Below are 26,799 nucleotides of genomic sequence, written 5' to 3' on the forward strand. Positions count from 1 at the left end.
ATACAGAAACTGGTCATTGCCAGCAATAATACTGGAAAAATAGCTGAAATCAATACACTGCTTACACCTTTGGCCATTGAGGCGATATCTCAATCGGCTTTTAATGTGAGTGAAATTGCAGAACCTTTTGTGACATTCGTTGAGAATGCGCTGACAAAAGCACGGCACGCTAGCCGCTGTTCAGGATTGCCGGCATTGGCAGACGACTCGGGGATTTGTGTTGCAGCGCTCAATGGCGCACCGGGTGTCCATTCTGCACGGTATGCTGGAGAACCCAAGTCGGATGCGCGCAATAATCTGAAGCTAGTAGAGTCATTGCAAAATCAAACCGATCGACGTGCATTTTATTACTGTGTCATTGTACTCGTGCGCCATGCAGACGATCCGCAACCGATCGTTGTCGACGGTTCGTGGTATGGAGAAATCATAACCCAATCGCGTGGAGCCGGCGGGTTCGGTTATGATCCGCATTTTTATCTACCAGAACTCGATAAAACTGCTGCTGAGTTAACCGCAGAACAGAAAAATCAAATCAGCCACCGCGGTATAGCACTGGCGAAACTGGCAGGTATTTTACGCCATACCGGAAAATTTTGATGGCCATCTTATAAACTTTGGCTCCAGTGCAAAAATATATCAGTGACCCTTTCCTTCATTCATCAATGACGCGAATAATCATGTCTATCAGTGCTATTCTTTATAGTATTTGAATGACACACAAACTACTCAAGCTGCTCACGATGATATTTTAGGTGTTCCTTCATAAACGTGCTGATGAAATAGTAACTGTGATCATAGTCTTGGTGGTAACGCAATGTCAGTTTCTGGCCGACTGCGGCACAAGCATTTTCCAGGGTTTCCGGGTATAGTTGTTCCGCCAGGAACTGATCGCTCAAAAGCCTTGATCGATCAACAGATTTGGTACACTGTGACCATCCTCGATCAGTGCAGTGGCATCGTGTTGCCGCTATCTCTGTTGCTCTTCCCCTAAATAGTCGCCCCTGAAAAAAGCCTCGACGATTGCTATTTTTTGGGGTGGATCAGATTTCCATGCTGCATGTAGAAAACAACTTTTGCTGGTTGAAGCTTTCATTAACAAATTGGGGTAATTTGCGTTTTTCGCCATGAGAAGAACAGCCAAAGAATGGCCAGCAGCCATTGTTTCAGATTCCATGCGCAAGCAGCCATCAATAGATTGATACGATCTCCGATAGCACCTTTTAAATAATTTCTGATCAACCTAAAATCCGATTTCAAATGACCAATGATGGGTTCAATCGCTGCACGTCTTCTGCATTGCTTTCGTTTCTTGTCCCTTTGATAACGAGTATCTTGTTTGAGTGCTTTCCCCGGCAAAATAATACTCGTGCCATTAACTTCTCGCTTGCCGCGATAGCCGCGATCACATACTGCTTGTTTGACGGCTTTGCCGCGAGATGCCTCAACATGACGCAGTATTTCCGGCAGCGTATGATTGTCATGCCGGTTTTGTTCGTGACTGACTACACCGACGATCAGATTGCCTTGCGCGGTGCTTGCTATCGATGCCTTGCTGCCATATTCGTATTGTTTGTGGTCTTTTCCTTTGGCCACGCAGTACACCTGCGGCTCGTGCAATGAATAGATCTTGTTTGTGTCTTTAGATTGCTGCCTTAAAATGCGCTCATACATCAGAAAATCTTGTTGGTAGCACTCAAATAAACAGTATTGCGGCAATTCTCGGCGCAGTTCCCGTATTAAGATGCCCGCAATCGTTCTAAGCCGCTTTAGCGCTCGCTTGGCCTTTGCTCTTTTGGTGACGTGACGGAAATGCCGAATAGCCAGACGCAATGATTTTACTTCTTTGACGAAAGTACGCCGCTGTTGAACACCATGCGCTTGGGCTATCTTGTTTAGTCGGTTGATGATTCTAATTGCCAGCTTGCTATCTGTCGGATAGGCGATGTTCTTTTCTTGCACTGTCGTGTCAATGTGAACCGTGTCTTCCAGCGCAGCTTCTCCATGCAAACCAACGCTCATCTGGAAAATACGCTCAACACCTTCAGCGCCAATGCGCTTACGAAAATGCACCAACTCCGTGCTGTGGCAGGGCAATCTTCGCTGAAACTCTTTCATCCCGCAAAAAGCCTGGTAATACGGATTGCGTTTCCACTGCAATACTACTGCTTCATCGCTCAAGTTCTCTAACTGCTTGAGTATCAACAATCCAACCATCAGCCGAATCGGTTTACTGGGTGCGCCTAATCCTTCGCTGTAGTGTATTGAATATGCTTCGTCAAACTCAAGCCAAGGTATTTCCAATGCAAGCTGTAGCAATGGATCAGAACGATCAAGCTGCAATTCTAGCATTTCTGGTCGATCGGATCACACACATCTCTGTATTTCTTCTCATTATCAAATAGTTGTACTTTCTTCAGGGACGACTAATTACGGAAAGCTTTTTGTTCCCACGGACACGCATCGGTGCGCAGATCGGCGCAAAACCGGAGACCGAGCGGAATAATTCTGAGTATCGTAGCGCCAATGTCAGTGCACCGTGACCGCCCATGGAATGACCAAAAATACCGATACGATTTGCATCGACTGGAAATTGATTGACAATGATTGAGCGTAATTCCCGAATAATGTAGCTTTCCACGCGATAATACTTCGACCACGGTTGTTCCGTCGCATCCAAATAAAACCCTGCCTCGGCGCCAAAATCCCAAGTATCGGCTTCACCAGGAATGCCAGTTTGGCGCGGACTGGTGTCCATCGAAACCAACATCAAGCCGAGCTCGGCGGCGTAATGTTGTGCACCGGATTTGATCATAAAGGTTTCTTCGGTGCATGTAAGACCAGCCAAAAAAATACTACCGGTACATGTTGATATTGTGCTTGTGGCGGTTGATACACCGAAAAGCGCATCGGTAAGCCGGTGACTGAGAACAAGTGCTGGTAGAAGCCCTGAGTGCCGCCAAAGCAGTGGTGTATACTGCGGGTTTCAAGTGTCGTCACGATCAGTAAATCACCACGGAACGGATCGACTCGCCGGATTTCATTAAACGAAAGCCCTCGTTGATGTTATCCAGGGTCAATGTGTGTGTGATCAACGAATCGATGTTAATTTTGCCTTCCATATACCAATCGACGATCTTGGGTATATCGGTGCGCCCACGTGCACCACCGAATGCGGAATCTTCCTACTTGCGACCGGTAACGAGCTGGAATGGTCGTGTACTGATTTCAGCGCCAGTTTCTGCCAACACCGATAATAATACTTCGCCCCCAGCCCTTGTGCGTGCATTCCAGCGCCTGACGCATGACTTGAGTGTTACCGATGCACTCGAAACTATAATCTGCGCCACCGTTGGTTAGTTGCGCGATGGCATCAATCAAATTGGGCACATCATTGGGGTTGATGAAATGTGTCATGCCGAATTTACGTGCCATTGCTTCGCGTCCGAAATTGATATCGATGCCGATGATTTTGTCGGCACCCACCATGCGAGCACCTTGGATTACATTCAAACCAATATCACCCAGACCGAACACTGCTACATTAGCACCGGCTTCTACTTTAGCGGTATAGATGACCGCGCCGAGCCCAGTAGTAACGCCGCAGCCGATATAGCATACTTTATCGAACGGTGCGTCTTGGGAATTTTTGCCAGTGCGATTTCTGGTACGACAGTGTAATTGGAAAAAGTCGATGTACCCATATAATGAAACAATGGTTTGCTGCCGATTGAAAAACGAGATGTACTGTCCGGCATTAGGACTTTACCTTGTGTTGCACGAATTGCCTGGCAAAGGTTGGTTTTTTTCGACAAACAAAATTTACACTCGCGACATTCCGGTGTGTACAGCGGAATCACGTGGTCACCTTTACGCAAAGATTTTACATTTGTCCGATATCTACCACAATACCCGCGCCTTCATGGCCCAATACCATAGGGAAAAGCCCTTCCGGATCAGCACCCGAAAGTGTGTAATAATCGGTATGACAGATGCCAGTGGCTTTAATTTCAACTAGTACCTCGCCGGATTTCGGACCTTCAAGATCAACTTGCTCAATCGTCAATGGCTGATCGGCTTGCCAAGCAACAGCGGCTCTTGTCTTTATTAAGAATTTTCCTTGTATAGATTGTTACTGTGCAAATGTAATAGCAAGCCCCGACTAGCTTCTTCGACCATATCCAAAACAACCTCAAAGCCTTGATGGCCGCCATAATAAGGATCAGGTACTTCGATTGTGGTTGAGGCGTTACTCCCATAACACATAAATAGCTGAATTTTCTGATGGTGTTGCTCCGGGCTTTTCTGCTGAAGTAAAGCAAGATTTTCCTTGTCCATGGCAAGAATGTAATCAAATACTTCAAAGTCTTTTGAGTTAACCGCACGGGCGCGCAAATCACTCATTTGGTAGCCGCGCTTTACCGCTGCTTGCTGCGAACGCTGATCAGGTGGATGTCCGATGTGATATGCGTGCGTTCCGGCAGAATCTACCTCAATCATGTGTTCCAGACCTGCATCTCGGACATAATGACGGAAAACGGCATCGGCAGTGGGAGAGCGACAAATATTGCCCATGCAGACAAATAATACTTTTATTTTGTGACTTTTATTCATGACTGTTTTTCTAAAATTCTTCTTTGCTGAAGCTACTTAAATGCTAGCTAATTGAATTGCAGTATTCTAGGAGAATATTCTAAAAGAGCTGCGATTAAAGTTATACTCATTTTTAATGAAATCGCGGAATATCATCATAAAGTATTACTGGAATCCTGCGAAAGTGAGCCGAATGGTACTTATTGAAAAGCTCAGTCGATACATACTATGTAAGTAATAAAAAATATATCAATCTTAGAATTTTTTCGTGTTCGTATTAGCTTAGAAATAAAGAAAAAGTATTTTTCTGGGCAACCATCTCTTCTCTAAAACTCGATTAACTATTTAAAGCTTTAATAAGCGATTTAACTTCATGCTCAGATTCTTTGAGAAGATCTTGTAGCGCTTGCTCATCAATCAAAGAGTATAATCCATGCATAATATCATCACCGGTTTGATTTGAAGTTAGGGGCAAGGGAGATTTTACAGATGCAAGTTGATTGGCAAATAACAGCGTATCTCCCAACGTAGTCGGTGGTGAAGATAGGCGTCCTTTCCACAAACTAATAATGCTTTCCAGTACGAGTGTAGGCACTGACAGCGCCTTAAGAATTGCGCTGCCGATCTGAATCTCACATTCCAATTCGCTTTCATTTTCTAAGTCTGCATCACTAGTCCAAGCGGTTGCTACGCTCTCATCCATTAACCCAGGAAAATGTTTTTCACGTGATAGTAAATAAAACCAGCTAATTTCATGAATGATTCCGGCAAATAATGCGGTATCAGGATTCTGCTTGGTGATGTGCTGTGCGACAATTCGCGCAAGCGCAGCCACATGTATGGAATGTTGCCATAATTCAGTCACCATAGGATTCTTCTGCTGAGGTTCTGTTAGTTGCTGAACTACAATTGCTGTTGCTAAACTGCGCGCGGTTCGCATTCCAATCAATGTCATGGCAGACCGAACATCGGTTACTTCTTTTCCAGTATGATTGAAAATTACAGAATTGGCGATACCTACTACCTTAGTTGCGAGCAGTGGCTCCGCCTTAATTAAGTGGATCGCCGAATCAAGGTTGCAATCGGGATCTTCCAATTTATTTTTGATATGGATCGCAGCATTTGCTGAGGTAGAAAAAAACAGCCTTCCTTGTTTCGCCTCTGTTGCCAAAGCGCTGAGTATTGCGCTTTTTTCCATTCTTCAACTCCTTTGTGTTTAGTTTTTGTTTTTCTCGTGACTCGATAAAGTTACCCTGAGGACTCAGAGTAACCATAAATTATTATTATGCCTGCTTAATCGAATCACTAATCCGATTAGCCCAAGCAGTGGCCTCCAATTCCATCGCCGAAAATTGATCCCAATTAATAAAAATCATCTGAGATATTAATGTGGATACTATTTCATGTTCACCTTTTTCATAGGTTTCAATTAACTGCAATTGTTGTCCTAAATAACCCCGTCGAAATACCAAAGCCTCACGCATATCTTGCTGAATATTTAAAGTTTTCACCAGTTGCGACATTTCCATTCCCAGAAGTGTATCTAACAGTGAAAGAATACCTACCATAAATGCCCTATCTTGATGATTCTTGTCATGAGGGCGATCAGCTGTTGCGATAGATTCCAATAACTTGCCACGTATAGCAGCTGTTAACATCAATGCGTCCGATGTACTGCCATCCTTTTGTTTTGCGGCATATAACAAAATTTGTACCCAACGTTGTAACTGCTTGCGTCCAAGTATCAATATTGCACGCTTGATCGAATTGATCTTGGCTGATAAGCCGCTCGAAGCCGAATTAACCATGCGTAACAAATTGTAACTTAAGCCTGGCTGATATTTTAGTTCATTCTCAATTTCAGAGATATCACCATCTTTGACAACCAATAACATCAGTTTCAGTAGCGAAAGCTTAGAAGGATCAATATTTTTACCACTCATCACTTCCGGTTGAGTAAAAAAAAACCCTTGCAACATTTGAAAATTAAGCGAAATACAATGTTTAGCGGTTTCCTGGTTTTCTACCTTTTCCGCCAGCAATAGAATAGGAAAACGACGCAATTGTTTTATCACCGCCATCAAATGTTCCGAAGTGAGCTCATTAACATTGATTTTAACAATATTAATCAGCGATAAAATATGGTCATAATGTGCGCTCGATTGAGCGGTATATGAAAGCGCTAGTTGATAGCCTTTTCGTTTTAAAAAAGCACATCGTTGAGTTATAACCTCAGTAATTTCTACATCACGTAGAATTTCCAACACGACATGCTTTTTGGGTAACAACAAAATCGAATCATGCATAAGTAATTGCGCGTCGACTTTGATAAAGCCTCGTCGTTTACCGATAACATTATCAATGCCCAATTGACCATAAGTTTCGATAATCACATTCGCTGATGCTGCGGAGTTATTGGTGACAATTGCTTTATTATGATGATCGGCACGAAATAGCAATTCATAGGCAACTACATTTTGTTTTGTATCAAGGATCGGTAACCTACCTAGATAAACATCACTCATTATGTTTCCTGCTCTTCAATAGTTTTATTACGTTATCCTATAGCGACATTTCTATGTAAATGTTCATTACTCTAAATAAAATCTACACGAGTGTCGATTTACTTGTTAGTAAGTCTTTGTAATCAATTACTGTTTTGCTTGTGAGGATTGTAGTTGATTAATTTAATTCTATCCCTGTGTTCTTCAAGTGTTCGATACACCAATCAGACAAACTTGATCTTACGAATTATTGGAATGATTGATAGAAAAACCTAAAGATGTACTTTCCTTTGGCAAGGTTTTACCATGAAAAAAAGTTGCTTCATGTAAGTTACATAACAGCATCACAAAAAAACCGAGTAACAGGGTAGCGACACCCAATAGGAAAACTGCACCGACTCCTTCGATAGAACCACTTGCACCATAATTAGGATCAAACATTCGCCAAGCCTGGATAGTGCCAATCACCATCAATGTAATGGCGCCCAAAATAGGAAAAATTACTTGTGAGAGCGTAGTACGCCATTGGCGAAATGCTGTGTGATAAAAATAACTCGCACAAGATAACGATGCGATTGCATAGTAAGTGCATACTGCAATGCTGACGCTATGAATCGCATCTTTAATGATAGCTTCACTCACAAAGCTTAAAATGACATAAATAACTAGTGTCATAGAACCTATCGTCCATGTCGCAAGCTTTGGGGTGTAGGTTATTGGGTCGATTTTAGCAAACTGTGCTGGAATTGCGCGATACGATGCCATAGCCAGCACGATTCTTGCAGCAGGCATTATTGTGGACATTGTTGCCGAGAAAGCGGATATCGCGATAATTAATGCAGCCAATTTTGCACCGTGAGAACCGATAACATCTGTAACTAACACGGTGATACTGGAATCAATGTTGCTAGCAAATGTTAAGCTCATTGGGTCTTTGGAATCTATACCGGCATAGGTGAGTGCTAACGTAGTAAAAACGACATAAATTACAACGGTAATCAAAATCGCTATCACGCCACTGCGACCTGCCTGTTCAGAATTTCCTTTTGTTTCTTCAGACATTGCTAGAGATGCATCAAATCCCCAAAAAATGAACAATGCAATTAGGAATCCATTGAGGAAAATATCTGGAGAAGGAATTGAGAAAGGATCAAACCATGTCCATGAGAACGATTCAGCTGTGCTGATCACATCGTTTTGCAGAATACAAAAAAATAACACTAACGCCAAAATAGCGAGGCCGCTGAATTGGAATAAAGCAAATAATATAGTAGCTCGGGATGATTCTTTCGCGCCAAGAATAGCCAAATAAGTGGTGCTAAAAATAAATGCTACAGCCACAACAAAATTCAACCATTGCGGCATTTGTTCTAAATCTAATAAAATCGCCACCATATTTACAATTACTTGGGTTGCTGTAACACCAGCCAATATACTGGATAAAAACATTGCCCATCCACCAAACCAACCGAATCTCGGTCCCAATGCTTTGGCACCCCAAGTAAATACGGTTCCGGAATCAGGTAAGGAGGCAGTAAGATGCTTATAAGATAAAGCGACAAAAAACATTGGGATCACTGACAAAATAAAAATAATGGGCAACTGGTATCCACTTTCTGCAGCTCCGTACCCCAAAGCGCCCGATAATGAGTAAGCCGGTGCAGTTGCAGCCAAGCCGATCATTATTGCGGCAGATCTTGATATCGCGCCTTTTTTGAGACCTTTAGATTCTAAAGTATGCATGCCTTTATCTACATTGAATGCAATAGTTATATTATTTTTTGTGCAGAAATTAGCAAAGATTACTAATGAAGTCAAAAATGTATGAAACTCGTATTGCGTGTTGATGAATTCAAAGCAATAAAAACATATCTTGTATGACTATCTCTTGCGCGACTGGCTGATGAGATAGCTATCCTTACAAGCTATATCGCCTGATTGGAAACTCAGCTGAATTGTTAAATATCAAGCTTATTGAGTGCACTTCTAGAAGTGTGCAAAAAAGAATACCAAAGGAAAAATATAGAATATTCAGTGCCCTATTGGAGACGCATCTTCCTAAAGTTTTTCGGGTGTGAGATTTACCATATTTCGATGAAGGAATTACTTTATAAAATGCTACACTGAATGTATGAGAATTATATAATTTGACGGTAGTAGAAAATGTTAATCGGGTGGGGTTATGGACTGCAAGAATATTAGCTTGGAGCGTGCTATACAGCTTCTTTCCTTGATTAAAGATTTCAAGGATTTTTCGTCAGTAGACTTAGAAGCTATTGCTGAGGTATGTCATTGGCAATACTATCATAAAGAAGAAGCAATTGTTCGCTATCATGATGAATCAAATAGCGCTTTTTTAATTGCTCAAGGTGCTGTTCGAGTAAATTACTTTTCTTTGGCAGGAAAGGAAGTCATTCTATGCGATCTTATTGCCGGAGAAATTTTTGGTGAATTAACAGCGATTGACGGTTGCCCTCGATCTGCTACTGTAGTGGCAAAAGAAGATTCTTTATTGGCGTCGATTTCATCGTCAGCATTCATAGGATTGATTTACACCAATTGTAATTTTGCTAGCGCCGTTTTACAGCGCTTAACATCTCAAATACGTCGACTTACTGAACGCGTTTTTGAAGCGGAAACATTAAAGGTGCCTAATCGTATCCGTGCCAAGTTATTACACCTGGCTCAAACTCAAGCAGTAATAGCGAATAACGAAGCGATCATATCTCGAGCCCCTACTCATGTTGAATTGGCTTGCCTGATTGGTACCCACCGTGAAGCAGTTACGCGAGAGTTGAATAAGTTAAAAAGTAAAAAAGTTATTTCTTGCCAGAACCATGAAATACGTATTCTGGATATAGATAGACTTGCGGAAATGATTGAGGAATGCGATTCATAAGTATTTCTTAAAATGATACATTAGTGTATTAGCATAATTTACTTCGATTTTAGGCTATCCTATCGTAAGCAGTTGTAATCTAATTTAATTATGATATGGTGTTTTAGAGTAGAGAAGCAATCTATTGAACCAATTAACCGATTAGTATTCCATGGTGACAATGTTGTGGCAGGCGCGACTCCTCAACGATGCCGAGTTTTTGGGCCTTTACCAAGCGGCAGTCTGCAAAGTTTAAGAGCGCCCCAACTAACTTTTAATTCCGTTTAAAGATCAGAAAGTACTAGAAAAACATTCTAATGAGGCTTGCCCAGTGCACTAGTCAGGGCATCAGATATGACTAATCTATGATAGTCTAAAGCATTGCTTCAATTCTGTTTGAATTCTTCCGAGTGAAAAAAGCATCTTTAAATCCCTTTATTTGGTTTATCAATTATCAACATTTCAAGACATAATAAAACATTGCATAATTGACTTCCTAATTTGTGCAAAAGACTGTAACAATTTGATTGCGTTACGCTGCACAAGTAAATCAGCAAACTAAAAAACGGTGCTATCGACAGCATTGAGAAAAGGATGGGTTCAGTGTAAAGAAGATAGAGGATACTTTCGTGATACTTTGATTATTGCGTCATGTTTTTTTATCTTTTGTTAATTTGTATTTAAAAGCAATTTTATAACTAGGCGGTATATTTACTATGCGTGTTGTCATTATTGGATTATCAATTTTTTTCTTTTTATTATCTGTGGTGGCTTTGTACAAAGGACTCACATCGTCTTCAGATTTGCCTTTGTCGGCTCCAGTATCGATCGATAAAGTACCGATTGCGCAATTACCCCCTAAGCCTGAAATTGAAAAGACCGTTGCTGACAATTCAGTGAAAGTGATTGAATCTGATACGATAGTTAAAAGTCTACCGATTGAGCAGAGCACACAAGCAGTTATCCCTGTAATAGAGGTTGCTACAACTAAAACTGAGCAATCTGAAGAGACAAAACAAGAAAAAACTGTCGTAAAAGCTAGCGATAACAATGATTCGCAGTACAGTGTGCTGGCAGTCTTTGGAGGAAGGACTTTTCGTTCAGGAGAAGATCAAGTAAACGATGCAGCTAATTTGAAGATTGAGAAGTTGATCAGTGAATTGATGTTATTCCCGAATAATTTAATAAGTGTTGAAGGTCACTCAGACAGCTTACCTACAGGTAAGATTCATAGAAATAATATGGAATTATCAATCCGAAGAGCAAGAGCTATTGCAAATCTATTGATTGAGCGCGGCATCGCTCGAGATCGAATTTCCATTTCAGGTTATGGTGACACACGTCCGATTGAAAGCAATAGCACTGAGGATGGACGGGCAAAAAATCGTCGTGTTGAAGTAAAATTGACACTGAGAGAACAAGGGGAAAATTAATGCACATGTATACGCAGCACTTTAGACTCAATAAACTTCCATTCGAGAACGTTCCTGATCCGCAATTTTTTTACAATCAAGGCGATCATGCTCGCATTCGCCAGCAAATTTCGGGCTCTCTCGAAAGTGGACGAGGGCTTATTGTTGTAACAGGTCCAATAGGTTCTGGAAAAACCACTTTAAGTCAGATGATAAAGGCTGATTTTCCTGAAAGCATCAAACTGATTTGGATGGCTGAACCGCCAGCAAATAGCAATGATCTTTACCTTTTTCTGGCGCAAGAACTCGAACTGAATCCTTCCTCGTCAGAAAAAACTTTTGTTATGAGAGACATTCGTAATGCACTCTTAAAAACAGAAAATGAAGGAAAAAAATGCTTGGTTATTATTGATGAGTCTCATTTGATGTCGGATGATGTTCTTAATGGCATTCGTTTGTTGAATAATCTGGAAGAAGGCTCTAAGAAATTAATTCAACTGTTGTTACTAGGGCAAGAAGAATTGATGGAAAAAATCAATCGTCCTGCAATGGAGCCCTTTAAGCAGCGTATAGCAGCGCTAGAAACGCTCGGAAAAATGAATGTTGATGTAGTGGGGAAATACATCGATCACCGCATTAAAGTAGCTGGCGGCTCTACTGAGCTAATATCCGATACGGGATGGGAAGCGCTATCAATCGCTTTCCATGCAGGCGGAACGCCTAGAACGATTAACTCGCTATGTGATAGATCTTTCAATATTGCGTACGAGAGAAATAAATCAGTTGTCGATGCGCACGATGTTTATGAAGCGACGCAGCGGCTAGGTCTCAGAACGGATGTTTTTCATTACATTATCTCTTTAAAAAGCAAGGAGAGAGACAAGCAGGAGGAACTTTCTGCCACGCAAGGAATGGCTGTACAGCAACAGTCGCCATTATCTGGCACAGTGCAGCAACATCAAACAATATTGAAGGAATCGGCGCCGCCTTTTCTCACACCAACTAATAAGAGAGCGTACCTTACCGAAGATAGAGCACCGGAACTTGCGTTGAGTGCAGATAGCTTTGGTATCAAGACTAAACCTGCGTTATCTTATGAAGATCTTGCTGAAAATATCAAAGAAAAGTATGCACAAAAGAATTTAAAAGGCCCTGTCATTTTACTTGTATCATCAGTTTCACTATTTATAGTGAGCTTTTTGTTTTACTGCCATACTTCCGATTATAAAGGCTATGTGGATTGCTTTTTCAGTCTATTTGCCTTCTAATTGAATTGCATTCCTCAGTCCTGGTGGTCGATAATGATTGACTCAAGGTTTTATCTTCGATTGGTTTGAACTGTAAGAGTATTCTCATCAGTTAATCCTTCTTACTTTTTGTAATCGATCAGTAGAATTGTTAAATCGAATCTACGAAATCGGTTCTAGTTCAATATATTAAATGTGGTAAGTCAGGCTTGATTACCACTAGAATGACTACCGCAAATAGAATCAGCACCGGAAATTCATTAAACCAACGGTAGAATACATGACCATGCTGATTGGCATCATTTTTAAATGTGGTAACGTATTTTCCACAGTAGTAATGGTAGAGAATTAATACCGCAACCAATGTTATTTTAGCATGTAACCAAGCACCGCTAAATCCATACCCCAGCCAAAGCCATACGCCGAAGACGATGGTGAGAACTGCGCTGGGTGTCATGATGCCATAATACAACTTGCGCTCCATGACCTTAAAGCGTTCTTTGCCGGGTTGATCTTCGCAAAGAGCATGATAGACAAATAGGCGTGGCAAGTAGAATAGCCCAGCGAACCAGGTCACCATAAAAATGATATGGAACGATTTAATCCAAAGCATAATAATGTCAGCAGTTAATAATCGAATAAAATTGCTATGATACTTGGCTTGGTGATTGAGCACCATGTGTTTGTATTTTGGAGATGAGAATAGGACGACGATGAAACAACACTATCAGCGATTAGTACAAAAACTGGAAGAAATCACGCACTTGAATGGTGTAATGAGTACGTTGGGATGGGATCAAGAGGTAGTGATGCCAGCGAGTGCTGGTGAAGCGCGTGCCAAGCAGCTTTCGGCTTTGGCTGGTGTGATTCATGAACGTATGACCGATCCAGCGCTCGGTGAATGCCTGGATTATTTAGCGAATAACCCTGCCGTGGCTTTAAGCTCAATTGAACAATGCAATGTTCGTGAGGCGCAGCGTAGCTACGATCTGGAAACGAAAGTCCCTAAGAGATTGGTACAAGAATTGGCCGAATTAGGATCAAGAGGGCATGGTGTCTGGGTGCAAGCACGAAAGGAAAATCGTTTTACAGATTTTGCGCCAGTTTTAAAACGCTTCCTATTATTAAAAAAGGAGTGGGCGCAGTGCGTATCACCCGAATTGCAATCCTATGATGCCAATATCGATTTGTTTGAGCGTGGCACGACAATGTCGATGATTACGCCAGTTTTTGAATGTTTGAAGCAGCATTTGATTCCATTGATTCAAGAAATAAAGGATAGCGCTATACAACCAGATACTTCCTTTATGCAAGGACAATTCGCCTTGGATAAGCAGGAAATGTTGGCACGTAAAATCAGTCAAGATATTGGCTTTAGTTTTGATCGGGGGCGCATGGATGTTTCTGTGCATCCGTTTTGTGGTGGCAGCCATCCAACGGATGTGCGTATTACTACACGGTATAAAACCAATAATTTTATCGAGTCGCTGTATTCTATTATTCATGAAACTGGTCACGCGCTGTACGAACAAGGGCGACCCTATGAATTAGGTGATTTACCCGTCTCTGAATCGTTAACAATGGGTATTCATGAATCGCAATCGTTGTTCTGGGAACGCATGATTGGGCAAAGTAAGTCTTTTTGTTTGCATTATTTTGAATTGTTTAAAACAACCTTTCCCAATAGCTTCGCGTCCGTTACAGCCGAGGAGTTTTATCGTGCATTGAATGTTTGTAAGCCTGATTTTATTCGCGTTGAAGCGGATGAAGTTACTTATCCACTGCATGTTATTTTGCGCTATGAAATCGAGAAGGGCTTATTTGATGATTCAATGCAAGTCAATGATTTACCGCAAATCTGGAACGAATTAATGGAGAAATACTTAGCGATTAAGCCACCTACTGATACACTTGGAGTATTGCAAGACTCGCACTGGAGTAGTGGTGCGTTTGGGTATTTTCCATCGTACACGTTAGGTGCTATATACGCATGCCAATTTTATCGTTCGTTATTAAGTGAGCAATCGAATACGGAACATCATATTGCTGCGGGCGATTTTAAACCAATCCGGCAATGGCTGAACAAGAAGATTCATAGCCAAGGTAAGCTGCTTACACCGCAAGAGCTTGTGTTGGAAATTACTGGAGAACCATTAAATCCTAATTATTTTATGGAATATCTAGTAAATAAATATAGCGCAATCTATAAACTGGCAAACTGACCCGTTGCGGGTTGATGTTTAACTCTATGACCCTTACTACGAGTCGAGTAGTTCGTTTCGATCCATTTTTTCATGCGATTGGCATCTCCAATACGAGTGTTCTTACCCCATGAGTTAAGCAATACAATGACCATGGAATCACCAGAAATATCGGCTTTCATCACTAGGCAACGACCGGCAGCGCTAATATAACCCGTTTTAGAAACATCAATTTGCCAATCTTGATTACGAACTAAGCTGTTCGAGTTGACGAATTGTATTTGACCGCGATTGTTATTGCGCGCAACACGGTGCTGCACAGTAGTTGAAAAATCCCGAATTACAGCATAGTGATTCGAGGTAATGACTAGTTTTGCCAAATCCCGCGCAGTAGAAACATTGCCTTGATTTAAACCGGTTGCATCGGCAAATCGACTGTTGGTCATGCCGATTTTTTGAGCTTTTTGATTCATGGCACGAACAAATGCTTGCGTTCCACCGGGATAAGTACGTGCTAACGCCGCAGTAGCGCGATTCTCTGAAGACATCAGTGATAATCGTAATAGTTCGTGGCGTGCATAATTGCTTCCGACAGGCAAACGCGATGAACTGTGCCTTAGCTTATCTACATCCGCTGCGGTAATAGTAATTCGATCATTCAAAGGTAAGCGCGCATCAAGACTAACCATCGCTGCCATTAATTTAGTGATTGACGCGATCGGCATCACTTTGTCAGCATTTTTATCGTATAAAATACGCTTGTTTTGGGTATCATAAATAAGTGCTGCTTGCGATTTAATATCTAATTTATGGGGGGATGCAAAAACTGTATAAGAAAAAAATAATAGTGCCAAAGACAAGGGAATCGTTGGATTTATCATTGCTGATCTCCCAAGAAAAAATTTATAAAGTTTTTACAACACCGGTTTGAATGAAACTGAGAAAATAAACGCTGAATATAGCAATAATAGCTACCTTCAATTGACTGGAGCGTTATCACCAATCTACAGTGAAATTGCATGATGCAAAGAACTGAAGATCTGAGAGCGTGATAAGATCATTTGAATTATTTATTGTTTAAAATAAAACATTCTGTTTTTTAGAAAACCTATTTATTATAATGAGTTATAATTTCTCTATAAGGGAGAACATTAATAATATAATTCTAACACATTGATGTTTTAAATAAAAGATATTAAAGGGGCTTTTAATGCAAATGCTTCATCATAATCGTTATTTTATTTTTAACAATCTTTCCAACTAAAAAATACAATGCCATGCATAAACAGACGCCTGTGTTATTACGCGTTATTAGAATGACTCGCTTAACTTTGCATGTGCTTTCTGGAGTCATTCAGTCGTTAATCTACCCACATATGTTGTTGCACTACCAGCAACGAATGATGCAAAGATGGGCAGTCGAATTGCTGACATTACTTAACATCAAGCTGTATTGTCATGGAAAACCACCGGGAGTAGACGTACCGCGAGCATTGTTAGTATCCAATCATGTTTCTTGGCTAGATATTTGCGTATTAATGGCTGTGTGTCCAACTCGTTTCGTCGCCAAATCGGAGATTGCAGCGTGGCCAATACTGGGAATGCTATGCAAAAATGCCGGTACATTATTCATAAAACGAACGCAACGCAATGACACGATGCGAATCAATCAACATATTTGCGAAGTATTAGAAGTTGGTGAGCGTGTGACTTTATTTCCTGAGGGAACTACAGCAGACGGTACTTATTTGAATCATTTTCATGCTTCTTTGTTGCAATCTGCGGTGACCGCCGATGCGTTGGTTTGTCCCGTGGCTATGCGCTATCGGAATGCTGATGGCGATGTCTGTTCTGAAGCGGCTTATATCGATCCATCATTAATCTTGTCCCTACAGCAGATTTTAGCGCAGCCACGTATTGATACGGAATTGTTCTTTGGCGAACCAATTCCGGGTGGCATGAAGAACCGCCGCGAACTGGCTCGAATGTCAGAAAGTGTTATTGCGGAAATGCTAATGTTGCCCGTTCGTTACAAGCAACCTGAAATAATTTCCGGTCTTCCAATCTGATTGCAGATAGCTGTCTTCCCCAAACGCACCCGCTATCCAAGGCAATGAGATCTTTCCGTTGATATAATCCGAGCGCTGACCAATGACCACAGATAATCGTGTATTGATTACTTGCGCGATTAGGTAGGTCAAACCAAGGTAAATGATCACGTGGAATAGATTGCAAATCACCTTTAAAGGAAAGATTCATGCCGCCATCCAAAGTACACACCCGCATGCGCGTCATAGCATTGACAATCACGCGAAAACGCTCGAACCCCGTCCATTTTTCTTGCCAGACCCTGGGTTCGTTTCCATATAGTTGTATACTCTGTTGAGAATAATCGTCCTGCTGCAATATACATTCGACTTCTTGTGCAAGTTGAGCTGCTTGCGGAATTGTCCATGAAGGTAACAGGCCAGCGTGTACCATAGCAAAATTATCTTCATGATAGAACAAACGTTGATGACGTAACCAATAAAGCAAATCTTCGCAATCTGGAGCATCTAATAGCGATTGGAAGGTATCACTCGAATGTTGTTGCGATACTTTTCCAGCCACCATCAGTAGATGCAAATCATGATTCCCCAAAGTGATGATCACACAGTGATTCACTTCATCCATTTGCTTGATAAACCGCAATAACTCTAATGAATTTGGACCGCGATTGACGAGATCACCAACCAGCCATAATCTATCTAGCTTGGGATCGAAATGAATTTGATCTAGTAATTCCAGAAAGGATTTAAAGCAGCCTTGAAGATCACCGATTGCATACGTGGCCATTTCATTATTAGCACTTGTTAGAATTAACGCAAACCTAAGACATCTTGCATATCGAATAGTCCGTTAGGCTTATCGGCAAGAAAACGAACTGCTCTCAATGCACCCAATGCAAATGTCATTCGGCTGCTGGCTTTATGCGAGATTTCAATGCGCTCACCGATTCCAGCGAATAGAGCGGTATGATCGCCGACAATATCGCCACCACGGATTGTGCAAAACCCTATTGTTTCAGGATTTCTTTCGCCTGTGATGCCTTCCCGTCCATAGACAGCTACTTCATTCAAGTTTTTTCCTAGAGTTTGTGCGATGATTTCTCCCATCTTCAATGCTGTACCGGAAGGAGCATCGATTTTATGTCGATGATGAGCCTCGATGATTTCAATGTCATAGCCCTGATTGAGGATTTTTGCAGCAACTTCTAGTAATTTGAAAGTGACATTAACGCCGATGCTCATATTTGGGGCAAATACAATAGCAGTGTTTTTAGCGGCTTCTTTGAGTAAAGCTTTTTCTTCAATGGAAAAGCCCGTGGTCCCAATAACCATTTTCACATGGTTCTCTAAACATACTTTTAAATGTGCTAGTGTGCCTGCTGGCCGTGTGAAATCAATTAATAGATCGCAGCCTTTTAGAGCTGAGCTGAAATCACTGGAAATCGGAACACCACAGGGCGATCCAATCAATTCACCAGCATCTTTGTTTAAGAAAGGGCTATCAGGCTTCTCTAATGCCGCGAAAAGTTTCATATCGGTTGCCTGTGTTGTAGCTTCCAATAAAGTGCGGCCCATGCGTCCGGAGCTGCCTGCAATCGCTATTTTATGCATGTTGGTTGATTGTAATGAGAGATTGACAATAATTTAAACGATCAATGCGACAATATAAATTTAGGCTATTTTGTTTCTATATTACTAAAACTGGAGCTATTAGGATCTTCGCTATCCTTTTCCATTCGTTCAATTTTTACAAGATCTTTTTTTGCTTTATCTTTGGGATAGACCTGATGGCTTTCGGTGCTTGTTAGGAGTTCATTTTCAAAAAAAATGGTTAATCTTTTTTGTTCAGATAGTTTGCCTTTGTCACGAAAAATATAGACATAATCCCAACGATTCTCACGGAATGCATCGACGATCAACGGCGATCCCATTACGAACAAAACCTGAGATTTCGTCATCCCAGGCTTAAGCATCTCAGTCATTTCGTCAGTGACGACATTACCTTGCTGAACATCAATTCGATAAGGAAATGGCGGTAAATAAGAACATCCGGTAAATAATAAAACGAGCAGAATACACGCCTTTGCGGTCATATTGTAAATATTGATGTTTCCAAAGTGAGCATAGCACTATATGATACAACAAATAAATTTATCAACAGAGGTAATACGTATGGGTAATTCTGCTGATCTGAAATCTATTGGTCTTAAAAATACAGGCCTTAAAACCACCTTACCGCGACTCAAAATATTAAACCTGTTTGAACACAGTAGTGTACGTCATTTGTCGGCTGAAGATGTGTACAAAGAATTACTAAACGAGGGTGAAGATATCGGTTTGGCCACGGTGTATCGCGTTTTAACACAGTTTGAGCAAGCCGGACTATTGGAACGTCATCATTTTGAGAGCGGTAAAGCTGTATTTGAACTTAAAAGCGATGGTCATCACGATCATTTAGTGTGTTTACAGTGCGGTAAAGTGGAAGAGTTTTATGATGCCGAGATCGAAAAACGTCAAATGCTCGTTGCTAAGGAGCGCGGATTTAAGTTACAAGAACATTCTTTGTCTCTTTATGCGGATTGCATAAAAACCGATTGCGCTGATCGCCGGAAATAGTTGCACGTAACTATCTAAAATATCTATTGTGAGCTTACTACGATCCTGAGTTTAAAAATGAACGATAAAATTCGCTCGCTGACTGAGCGTATCGGGAAAAATGCGCTCAATGCTACTTTGCTATTATCATTTGAAATAATGGCGCAAAGTACAGTGTTAGAAAGTAGCCTGACCAAGGATTTTGATACGTGCGTGGCTCGTATAGCCGAGCGTGCCAAAATGGAAGGCATCTCGAATCAAACTGTTTCACAAACATTAAGCAGGGCCAAACAAATACCGAAAATCATTGAGCTAGATCGGCGTCAGCCAGAATTTTCGCAAACTTTCGCAAACTATTTCAATGTGCGTATCAACGAAGAGCGCGTGCAGCGCGGACGGGAGCTATTAAATCGGCATCGTACGCTTTTGAATCAAATACAAAAAGAGACAGGTGTGCCAGGGCATTATCTGGTTTCATTTTGGGGATTGGAAACAAGTTATGGCAGTCATTTTGGCGACTGGAAAATCACCGACTCTTTGGCAACACTGGCTTGCGATTCACGGCGCGGCACTTTTTTTACCCAGGAATTGATTAATGCCATGCGTATCATTGATGCGGGCGATATCATACCTGAGCGTATGATTGGCTCATGGGCCGGCGCTATGGGTCATATGCAATTCATGCCTTCTACCTTTTTACATTATGCTAAAGATATGGATGGCGACGGTCGCCGTGATTTATGGGGCAGCATACCGGATGCTTTTGGTTCGGCAGCAAACTTTTTGCGGCAAATGGGGTGGGTTCCTGGATTGGAATGGGGGCAGGAAGTCAGATTACCAGAAGTGTTTGATTATACTTTGTCAGGAAGAGGACAAATGTTAAGTCAATCTGAATGGGCAAAGTTGGGCGTATTAACTGCTTCAGGTGCTCCGTTGCCATTGAACGAGCAAAAGTCAGCTTTATTAATTCCCTCAGGTTATCAAGGACCGGCATTTCTAGTAACCAGGAATTTCCAGGTCATTATGCGTTGGAATCGCTCGGAATACTACGCCATTTCGGTGGGTCATCTGGCGGATCGAATTTCAGGAGGGGGCGCTTTACATCGACCACCGATATCCGATTCTATAAAAATAACACGTGAGCAAATACGCCAACTGCAAAAAGATCTGCTCACACTGGGTATCGATGCCGGTGAAATTGATGGCGTACTTGGATCTACCACTCGTCAGGCTATTAGTCATTTTCAACAACACACACAGCGTATCGCTGATGGTTATTTGGATCACAAACTGTTAATCGCCATTCGGCAGGCCGCTCAATCAAAATCTTCTTTGAGTAATAACTAATCAAAACTTACGTAAGACTCGAGCCATTGGCTCATACCGGCTTTTGCAATACGGAATGGAAAATTGAATCCGCAAAGGTCCAAGATAAAACACTCTGATCCATTTCATATTTATAGGTTATTTTTTCTTTCTTTTGTTTCAATCCTTGAAAAACTAAACAATAATAATTATCATTATCCTTCTTATCATTATTTTAAAGAGGTTAAAAGAGAATGTACTTATTCAATCAACTTATAGTCAAGATAAAGAATATAGCGATTATGAGTTTTATAATGCTTCTTGCTTGTAGTAGTAGCGGTGTTTTTGCAGTAACCGCAAGCGTTGCAGATATTCAAGCAGCTGTTGTTGCTTTCCAAACTATAGGAAGTTTACGTCAAGAATCTCCGATTAATGGTGACGCAATTGCAAATGCATATACCGGAACATTACAAAGCTTGGCAATAGAAGTTGACGAAGCGAATAATCTTGAGTTAAACAAGGATATTCAAGTAGCAATTGAAGATATTAAAAACGGTAAAGATCCTGCATTAGCAGCGCAAGTTATCGATAAAACGCTACAACGTGTTTTTTATCAGTCGATATGGAATCGTATTACGGCTATTCGTGATGAATTCAGTACAAGCAATTCAGATGCGTTGACGCAAACACTTTTGCAAACGGAAGCGGCTTTTGTGGCAATTGAAAAAACTGTTGCAAGAGAGAATCAAGTACTCACCGCCGATAAAAAGGCACTCGAAGCGGGCACTAATCCAGGCCTGGATGCAGCGATTAAAGCTTCATTTGCCAGAGTCAAAACAGCATTGAATAAAAGTAATCCAGATGAAGATTTTGCGACCATTCAAGTAGAACGGTATGGCATTCGTATGTCGCTCGCACGTGCATACTATATCGGTGTATTGCGTGAAATCTCTGGAGTTATCAGTAATCGAGATGCTGATACCGATGAAGCGCGTGAAGCATTAAAGGAGGGTGAAGTTTTTTATCGCATTATCGAACCGCTGATTGCGCGTGATAACCCGGCAGGAAGTGCATTTCTGAAGTCTCGTTTGACTGGTAGATTATCGGAAATTGATGCAGATACCATTGTTAGTGAATTAAGTAAGGGATTGATTGGTCGTGTTAAGGCAGAGATGAATGGACAAGCGAGTGCTGTTGGTAGTGATCGCCCGCAAGCAATGGCTGAAGCTGCTGGCGCAGCTTATTTTGCCAAGATTATGTTTCCAGACATTGAGTTACGTTTAGGTACAGCGGCGCGAGTTGGTCTTGAAACAGAGTTTAATAATTTGCAAGTGGCCAGTAGCGAAAACAACGCCGAGAAATCTACGCAAGCGCGTGACGCAATTACCGTTATTCTGGTTAATTATGAAAGCGCGCTGAATGTTGCAAAATACGAAACTTCAACGACTACAATCATCATTGATGAGGCTGTTAAAAGCTTTCAAGCGATTGCTGAATTACGCAAACAAGCAACTATTGATGGAAATGCTATTGAAGCGGCTTATCAGGGCGATTTGCAAGAACTGACAAAAATTATTGACCAAATATATGGCTTATCGATTGACAGCGATGTGTCATCCGCCATCAATGCAATTAAAAATCAAATCGATGTACCATTAGCTGCCCAGATAGTCGACAAGTCATTACAACGTGTTTTTGCCATTGCAGTATATGACAGAACGACGTTGGTGGCTCATCAGTTTGATACCCTTTCTTCCGATCAATTGATCTTGGAGTGGGATAGGGCTTATTCAGCTTTTCAGGCTATTAGTGGTACAGCTTCACGTTTTAACAAAGTACTCACAAGCGATAAAAAATCGCTACAAGATGGCCGAGATCCTGATTTGGATTATCAGATTCTGCGGGCTTTTGAATATGGTAGACATACACTTGATAAAGCTGATGAAGAAAACCGTTTCGATGTATCGATAGCTCGTGAAAACATCGTTTCATCATTAATCAGAACATATCTGATTGGTGTTTTGCGAGAAGTTGAAGGAATTATTGGTAGTCGCGATACCGATGTTGCTGACGCACGAGAAGCTCAGGTCGAAGGTGAATATTTCTATCGTATTATCGAAGGATTTATCGCGCAAGACAATTCGTTCGGCAGTAATCGTATTAAGGCACAGCTAATCGGCGATGATCTCGCTGCTGTCTCGGCAAATGAGATCGTCAGTGATATTAGCAAGGGCATGATTGGGCAAATAAACGGTAGTATTAATCAAATTGCAGCAACATTTTCAACGGATAAAAATCAAGCGTTGATAGCAGTGGAAGCTATTGATCTGTATGCAAGTAGTTTTCTACCTGATTTGGAATTGCGGTTGGATACATTACGCCGGGTGAAGATAGAAAATGCCATTCGTAATTTGAAATATGCCATTCAAACAACGGATTCTGAGCAAGCAATTGCTGCTAAAGCCGTGATCGATGATGTTCTTTCCCAATATCAAGGGCAATTGATCTAGCAATCAAAGATAATTTGCCTAAGAAATTACGGTAAGTTATTTTCAGAATAGCCTAAGTTTCGCCATCAGTTACCATTAACCAAAGCGCTTGATATGCCCTCTCGATGTATATTCGAGAGGGTAGGATGTATATTGTCATGTAAACGTACATACCGTAGATATGGTAATTTCATTTGACATTGAGTAGCGCGGTTTTCATTTGAAAAATATTAATAATGTGTAATTGCTGTATTTTTTGTAATGAATTAAATAAGAAATAAAATATGAATCAGTGTTTATGTAAGTTATTTGTGGCAGTTGTATTATTGATTACACTTCCAACTCTGTCCATTGCTGCGGAAAAAGCATCTAGTATTTCAGCAAACAATCGTCATGGAATTGACAAAACCGTTAGTACTCATGGTTTTATTGATTTTAACAACGCCTTTTTTAAAAAAATGGGAACTAACGATAGAACATGTGCGACTTGCCATGTTCCTACGGAAGGCTGGACAATTACACCAAAAGGAATTCAAAAACGTTTCCGACAAACAGCCGGTCTAGATCCGTTATTTCGCTTGGTAGATGGCGCCAATTCTACAAATGCTGATGTTTCGACTATTGAGAAACGTCGTCAAGCTTATAGTATGCTATTGAATAAAGGCAATATACGTGTTGGTATGGGTGTACCAGCGGATGCTGAGTTTGAGTTGATTGAGACCGATGATCCGTATGGTTTTGCGAATGCATATGAATTATCACTATCTCGAAGACCCATGCCAACCACGAATCTAAAATTTCTTAGCACAGTGATGTGGGATGGACGCGAAACAACCCAAAGCGATATTTCTACGGATTGTATCTTTGGTTCAACGACATGCTTTTCACCTGTGGCTTCTGATTTGTCGATGCAAGCCAATCATGCAACACGAGGTCATGCTGAAGCTTTGGCAGACCTTACTGATGCAGAACGAACCGAAATCGTAAATTTTGAGATGGGATTATTCACCACACAAATAGTCGATAATAACGCGGGGAGTTTGACGAGAAATAGAGCGAGTGGTGGACCTAATTTTTTGATGACTCAAGATTATTATTTTGGTGTTAATGACACTTTGGTTGGGGATTATCGGACTCGTGAATCTTTCGATTCCAACGCTATGTCTTTATATAACGCTTGGGAACGTTATTTCGGTCGTACAACTAATCAAACAGAAAGAGCGCGCGGTGCAATTGCACGTGGCCAGGCTTTATTTAATAACAAATTGATTCAAATTAGTGGAGTCGCCGGTATTAATGACGATCTGAATATTACTGTATTGGAGGGTACTTGCACGACATGCCATAACACACCGAACTCAGGTAATCACTCAACCCCTAGCCGCTGAATATCGGTATTGCGGATGCATCGCGTCGCACACCGGATATGCCTTTATATACATTAAGAAAGAAAGTAACTGGGGAAATTATACAAACTACTGACCCAGGTCGTGCGCTACTAACAGGCAGATGGAAGGATATCGGTCGCTTCAAAGGACCAATATTGCGTTCTGTTGCGTCACGTCCACCGTATTTTCATGACGGCTCAGCAAAAGATCTGAAAGCAGTTATTGATTTCTATGATCAACGCTTTAAAATACATTTGACCGAAAGAGAAAAAGCAGACCTAGTAGCTTTTTTAGCTGCTCTGTAAACTTTTCATCGCCAAACACTAGGGATTCAGTATATGGGCTATTATCCTGTAATCCCTAGCGATAATATCGATATTTGATTTGTTTGAGGCTAACGCTAATTAATTCCAGCATCGCTCGAATTGACGTTACAGTAGTAAAGTATTCTGTTAACTTCCTTTGTTGGCGTAGTATTAAACGGTCTTTTCTCGCGCACAACATCAACGTTTACTTAGATAAAATAATCTCTTGATCATTTCTTCGGTAACAGCATTTTAGAATCTTTATTTTTTCTTGACAATTCAAATAATCCACAGTGAAGATGTGACTAAAAAGTAATTTATAATTTTCCCATAAAAATCATTCATTAAAAATAAGTGTATGATATTAAAAGGATTAATAATGTAGAATAATTAATCAGGTTTAGAAAAAAACCAGAAAATACATATATTAAGCTGCCCGATTTGCGAGTTACTAACAAAGTTATCCACAGATTTTGTGGATAATAATTACTTTCAAATTTTTTACTTGATTTGTAAGCCTAACGTCAAACCAGCTCATAAGATGGCTAGCGATGCCAGGATTGCAACAAGGAGTCAAATACTCAAGTAACCTAGCCTACGGATTATCACAGTCACTCAGCTCGCTATCGATACCGAAGCAACGCTGAATTAAGAAAAATGTCCGGTGGCTTGCGGGTTATAAAGACAAGACCACGCTGATTGATCATAATGGCCACAACGGTTTGGTGATAAGAGCAGCTACAAAAATCCGCTGTCAATACTGTGTGATAAAGCTAAGATGAAACAGGTACGAGATCCTATGCGTTACCATGAGCTAACCAAATCACATATCTGACTATTCTATAGGCCATGGTATTTGGCTTGAAAAGATTGTCAAGATTGTATGTTGAGGATTACTCTGAGCCGCACAATCTAGGCTATCATGTACAGATGAATTAGATTTCTCACGTGCGCGTTCCTGGCTTGCTAATCAAGCGGTAATTTATGGCTAATAGAAACCCTGTTATTAATAAGATTATTGAATCTAATTCAATTTCAGCGTAAAGTGCTAATTCATTACTTGCAATAGATTTCTCTGTTTTGAAATAAGTGATTCATTTTTATTTATAGGAAAGGGGTGTTGTATTATGTTGCTAGAAAAAAATTATAAACCGCTCGTTATGCAGCGTTTCTTAGGTACTGTAGAAGTTTCCAAGCCTTCGCCGCCTGTTTCCGTGACTTTTGAATCACCGGCACTTGAAGTAATGACAGATTTTCGTAAAATACAGGCAGCTGTGATTTCACCCGAAACCCCAATGGAAACAGCTAATATCTATATGATTCAGCGTGGTGTTCGTACGTTACTCGTGATGCGTGACAACGAATCTTTGGCTGGTATTATTACTGCAACCGATATTCTGGGTGAAAAACCTATGCGATTTGTTCAGCAACGTGGCATCAAGCATAATGAAATTTTGGTGATGGATATTATGACACCGCTAGATATGCTAGAAGCTATTTCTCTTGAAGATGTTGAGCATACACGTGTAGGTAATATCATAGCCAGTTTGTATGAGGGTGGTCGCATACATTCGCTAGTAGTGGACAATGCTGGGCATACTGACCTATCGAAAATTTGCGGTATTTTTTCTTGGACTCAAATAGAAAAACAGTTGGGCAGAAAAATTACGGTTCCGGTCAAAGTTGCAAAAAGCTTTGCGGAAATTGAATCAACCTTAATTGCAGATTGATAAAAGTTGATTGTGAATATGCCGGATATATTGATTCCGGCTGTTTGCGCTAGCGAGTTAGTTTATCTCGCAATAATTCTATAAATTCTTGGGTGTGGAATAAGCTT

At 41.0% G+C, this 26,799-nt stretch carries 25 protein-coding genes and 1 pseudogene; 13 read left to right on the forward strand and 13 right to left on the reverse strand.

The genetic code is table 11. The annotated features are described in order from the left end of the window. Window positions 1–597 carry an RdgB/HAM1 family non-canonical purine NTP pyrophosphatase gene (gene rdgB / locus W03_RS05935; protein WP_244073704.1) on the forward strand — a complete coding sequence of 199 codons (597 nt, stop codon included), beginning with the start codon at window positions 1–3 and terminating at the stop codon, window positions 595–597. Between the two features lie 217 nt (window positions 598–814). Further along, window positions 815–991 carry a hypothetical protein gene (locus W03_RS05940; protein ID WP_244072099.1) on the forward strand — a complete coding sequence of 59 codons (177 nt, stop codon included), beginning with the start codon at window positions 815–817 and terminating at the stop codon, window positions 989–991. 101 nt (window positions 992–1,092) lie between these two features. Here W03_RS05940 and W03_RS05945 read toward each other — a convergent pair whose 3' ends face one another. From W03_RS05945 to W03_RS05980, 8 genes and pseudogenes are all read right to left on the reverse strand, one after another. Beyond that, complete coding sequence (locus W03_RS05945; protein ID WP_244072100.1) at window positions 1,093–2,349, reverse strand: IS5 family transposase; 1,257 nt, start codon at window positions 2,347–2,349, stop codon at window positions 1,093–1,095. A gap of 64 nt (window positions 2,350–2,413) precedes the next feature. Then, window positions 2,414–2,812: an alpha/beta hydrolase-fold protein gene (locus tag W03_RS05950; protein ID WP_244072101.1), complete on the reverse strand. Its 399-nt coding sequence runs from the start codon at window positions 2,810–2,812 to the stop codon at window positions 2,414–2,416. After that, on the reverse strand, window positions 2,809–2,997 hold the full coding sequence (locus W03_RS05955; protein ID WP_244072102.1) for a hypothetical protein: 189 nt from the start codon (window positions 2,995–2,997) through the stop codon (window positions 2,809–2,811). The genes W03_RS05950 and W03_RS05955 overlap by 4 nt, the downstream gene beginning before the upstream one ends. Before the next feature lie 2 nt (window positions 2,998–2,999). Beyond that, a pseudogene (locus W03_RS05960) lies at window positions 3,000–4,105 on the reverse strand (S-(hydroxymethyl)glutathione dehydrogenase/class III alcohol dehydrogenase). Next, the gene (locus W03_RS05965) at window positions 4,105–4,611 is read right to left on the reverse strand and encodes a low molecular weight protein-tyrosine-phosphatase (protein WP_244072103.1); all 507 of its coding nucleotides are present in this window, start codon (window positions 4,609–4,611) and stop codon (window positions 4,105–4,107) included. The pseudogene W03_RS05960 and the gene W03_RS05965 overlap by 1 nt, the downstream one beginning before the upstream one ends. 316 nt (window positions 4,612–4,927) lie before the next feature. Next, complete coding sequence (locus W03_RS05970; protein ID WP_244072104.1) at window positions 4,928–5,788, reverse strand: HDOD domain-containing protein; 861 nt, start codon at window positions 5,786–5,788, stop codon at window positions 4,928–4,930. An 85-nt stretch (window positions 5,789–5,873) separates the two neighbouring features. Continuing rightward, window positions 5,874–7,115, reverse strand: a complete 1,242-nt coding sequence (locus W03_RS05975; protein WP_244072105.1) for an EAL and HDOD domain-containing protein — start codon at window positions 7,113–7,115, stop codon at window positions 5,874–5,876. 219 nt (window positions 7,116–7,334) lie between these two features. Continuing rightward, complete coding sequence (locus W03_RS05980) at window positions 7,335–8,837, reverse strand: APC family permease (RefSeq protein ID WP_244072106.1); 1,503 nt, start codon at window positions 8,835–8,837, stop codon at window positions 7,335–7,337. Between the two features lie 439 nt (window positions 8,838–9,276). On the opposite strand from W03_RS05980, the gene W03_RS05985 reads away from it, so the two are divergent. The 3 genes from W03_RS05985 to W03_RS05995 all read left to right on the forward strand — a co-directional run bounded on the left by W03_RS05985 (window position 9,277) and on the right by W03_RS05995 (window position 12,652). Next, window positions 9,277–9,993: a Crp/Fnr family transcriptional regulator gene (locus W03_RS05985; RefSeq protein WP_244072107.1), complete on the forward strand. Its 717-nt coding sequence runs from the start codon at window positions 9,277–9,279 to the stop codon at window positions 9,991–9,993. Window positions 9,994–10,688: 695 nt separating this feature from the next. Beyond that, the gene (locus W03_RS05990) at window positions 10,689–11,405 is read left to right on the forward strand and encodes an OmpA family protein (protein WP_244072108.1); all 717 of its coding nucleotides are present in this window, start codon (window positions 10,689–10,691) and stop codon (window positions 11,403–11,405) included. Beyond that, window positions 11,405–12,652, forward strand: a complete 1,248-nt coding sequence (locus tag W03_RS05995) for an ExeA family protein (protein WP_244072109.1) — start codon at window positions 11,405–11,407, stop codon at window positions 12,650–12,652. The genes W03_RS05990 and W03_RS05995 overlap by 1 nt, the downstream gene beginning before the upstream one ends. 160 nt (window positions 12,653–12,812) lie before the next feature. On the opposite strand, the gene hemJ is transcribed toward W03_RS05995, so the two are convergent. After that, a complete protein-coding gene (gene hemJ / locus W03_RS06000) occupies window positions 12,813–13,244 on the reverse strand; it encodes a protoporphyrinogen oxidase HemJ (protein WP_244073705.1) in 432 nt (143 codons plus the stop codon). Window positions 13,245–13,344: 100 nt separating this feature from the next. Here hemJ and W03_RS06005 point away from each other — a divergent pair, with 100 nt between their 5' ends. Further along, window positions 13,345–14,853 carry a carboxypeptidase M32 gene (locus W03_RS06005; protein ID WP_244072110.1) on the forward strand — a complete coding sequence of 503 codons (1,509 nt, stop codon included), beginning with the start codon at window positions 13,345–13,347 and terminating at the stop codon, window positions 14,851–14,853. Here W03_RS06005 and pbpG read toward each other — a convergent pair. Continuing rightward, a complete protein-coding gene (gene pbpG, locus W03_RS06010) occupies window positions 14,835–15,713 on the reverse strand; it encodes a D-alanyl-D-alanine endopeptidase (RefSeq protein WP_244072111.1) in 879 nt (292 codons plus the stop codon). The genes W03_RS06005 and pbpG overlap by 19 nt on opposite strands. 396 nt (window positions 15,714–16,109) lie before the next feature. Here pbpG and W03_RS06015 point away from each other — a divergent pair, with 396 nt between their 5' ends. Further along, complete coding sequence (locus W03_RS06015) at window positions 16,110–16,901, forward strand: 1-acyl-sn-glycerol-3-phosphate acyltransferase (RefSeq protein WP_244072112.1); 792 nt, start codon at window positions 16,110–16,112, stop codon at window positions 16,899–16,901. Here the strand turns inward: W03_RS06015 and W03_RS06020 are convergent. The 3 genes from W03_RS06020 to W03_RS06030 form a co-directional block, all read right to left on the reverse strand. Continuing rightward, window positions 16,831–17,667, reverse strand: a complete 837-nt coding sequence (locus tag W03_RS06020; RefSeq protein ID WP_244072113.1) for a symmetrical bis(5'-nucleosyl)-tetraphosphatase — start codon at window positions 17,665–17,667, stop codon at window positions 16,831–16,833. The two genes, W03_RS06015 and W03_RS06020, sit on opposite strands and share 71 nt — an antisense overlap. 23 nt (window positions 17,668–17,690) lie before the next feature. Next, window positions 17,691–18,491, reverse strand: a complete 801-nt coding sequence (dapB, locus tag W03_RS06025) for a 4-hydroxy-tetrahydrodipicolinate reductase (protein ID WP_244072114.1) — start codon at window positions 18,489–18,491, stop codon at window positions 17,691–17,693. 65 nt (window positions 18,492–18,556) lie between these two features. After that, the gene (locus W03_RS06030) at window positions 18,557–18,973 is read right to left on the reverse strand and encodes an outer membrane protein assembly factor BamE (RefSeq protein ID WP_244072115.1); all 417 of its coding nucleotides are present in this window, start codon (window positions 18,971–18,973) and stop codon (window positions 18,557–18,559) included. A 79-nt stretch (window positions 18,974–19,052) separates the two neighbouring features. Between W03_RS06030 and fur the strand changes: the two genes are divergently transcribed. The 6 genes from fur to W03_RS06060 all read left to right on the forward strand — a co-directional run bounded on the left by fur (window position 19,053) and on the right by W03_RS06060 (window position 26,692). Then, entirely contained in the window at window positions 19,053–19,496 is a 444-nt protein-coding gene (fur, locus tag W03_RS06035) for a ferric iron uptake transcriptional regulator (protein WP_244072116.1), read from the forward strand. 57 nt (window positions 19,497–19,553) lie between these two features. After that, the gene (locus tag W03_RS06040; protein WP_244072117.1) at window positions 19,554–20,822 is read left to right on the forward strand and encodes a lytic murein transglycosylase; all 1,269 of its coding nucleotides are present in this window, start codon (window positions 19,554–19,556) and stop codon (window positions 20,820–20,822) included. Window positions 20,823–21,082: 260 nt separating this feature from the next. After that, window positions 21,083–23,290: a hypothetical protein gene (locus tag W03_RS06045; RefSeq protein WP_244072118.1), complete on the forward strand. Its 2,208-nt coding sequence runs from the start codon at window positions 21,083–21,085 to the stop codon at window positions 23,288–23,290. 263 nt (window positions 23,291–23,553) lie between these two features. Beyond that, window positions 23,554–24,657 carry a cytochrome c peroxidase gene (locus tag W03_RS06050; RefSeq protein WP_244072119.1) on the forward strand — a complete coding sequence of 368 codons (1,104 nt, stop codon included), beginning with the start codon at window positions 23,554–23,556 and terminating at the stop codon, window positions 24,655–24,657. 38 nt (window positions 24,658–24,695) lie between these two features. Next, the gene (locus W03_RS06055; protein ID WP_244072120.1) at window positions 24,696–24,962 is read left to right on the forward strand and encodes a hypothetical protein; all 267 of its coding nucleotides are present in this window, start codon (window positions 24,696–24,698) and stop codon (window positions 24,960–24,962) included. Window positions 24,963–26,089: 1,127 nt separating this feature from the next. Further along, window positions 26,090–26,692, forward strand: a complete 603-nt coding sequence (locus tag W03_RS06060) for a CBS domain-containing protein (RefSeq protein WP_244072121.1) — start codon at window positions 26,090–26,092, stop codon at window positions 26,690–26,692. The last annotated feature ends 107 nt before the right edge of the window (window positions 26,693–26,799 follow it).

The sequence above is a fragment of the Nitrosomonas sp. PY1 genome (assembly GCF_022836435.1).
GTDB lineage: Bacteria > Pseudomonadota > Gammaproteobacteria > Burkholderiales > Nitrosomonadaceae > Nitrosomonas.